The sequence below is a fragment of the Prescottella defluvii genome, from assembly GCF_000738775.1.
GTDB classification, from domain to species: Bacteria; Actinomycetota; Actinomycetes; order Mycobacteriales; family Mycobacteriaceae; genus Prescottella; species Prescottella defluvii.
On sequence record NZ_JPOC01000213.1, the window covers coordinates 1 to 937 of the forward strand.

Sequence of the window (937 nt, forward strand, 5' to 3'; positions counted from 1 at the left end):
GCGACGATGTGTCCGGCGGCAGGGCCTTCCGGCACCCGAGCCAGCACCTCGACTCCGGGGCCGACCCGTTCCACCCACGGCGCCCGGATGAACACCGCGCGCACCGGGTCGCCGTCGATACCGTCGAAGTCGAGATCGGCCTCGAACGAGTCCACCTGGCGACCGAAGGCATTGCGCCGCACCGTCATGTCGAGACCGTTGAGGTGCTCGGCGTCGGGTCGCGTGTCCAGAACCTCGCTGGCGAGCAGGATCATGCCCGCGCACGACCCGTAGGCGGGCATCCCGGCCTTCAGTCGGGCACGGAGCGGCTCGAGCAGTTCGAAGACGGTCAGCAACCGGCTCATCGTCGTCGACTCCCCGCCCGGAATGACCAGTCCATCCACGGATTCGAGTTCCGAGAGCCTGCGCACGCCGATCGCTCGCGCCCCGGTGGACTCGAGTGCCGCGAGGTGTTCGCGGACGTCGCCCTGTAGTGCGAGCACGCCGATCGTCGGTTGATTCGTCACGAGTGAAATTCCTGCACTGTTCGAGGCTGTTGACCCGGAAACGCTATCAGCCGCGCGGGATCGACAGCGCACACGGCGGACCCCGCGGTCAGTCCCGGCGCAGGAACCGGGTGAGCCCCTCCTGGACGACGGCGGCCACCAGAAGCCCCTCGCGGTTGAAGATGCGCCCCTGGGTGAGTGCGCGGCCGTAGAGGAGCCAGTCGTCGGCCCGGAACGGCCGCATGAACCACAAGGCGTGGTCGAGGGAGGCGCTCTGGATCTGAGTATCCGGGTGGGTGGTGCTCGCCGACGCGAGCAATGTCATGTCGCTCATGTACGCGAGGGTGCAGATGTGGAAGACCGGGTCGTCCGGCAGCGCCTCACGGGACCGGAACCAGACCTGCTGCTGGACGGGAACTCCCGGCCTGCGCTGGATCCGGTCGGCCGGCACG

General features: G+C 68.5%; 1 protein-coding gene and 1 pseudogene. Both read right to left on the reverse strand.

The window, feature by feature from the left end:
• On the reverse strand, positions 1 to 506 hold a 506-nt coding region (gene pdxT, locus IJ15_RS0124525; RefSeq protein WP_037136344.1), incomplete at its 3' end, for a pyridoxal 5'-phosphate synthase glutaminase subunit PdxT.
• A gap of 88 nt (positions 507 to 594) precedes the next feature.
• A pseudogene (locus IJ15_RS0124530) lies at positions 595 to 937 on the reverse strand (acyl-CoA thioesterase domain-containing protein); the annotation flags it as partial.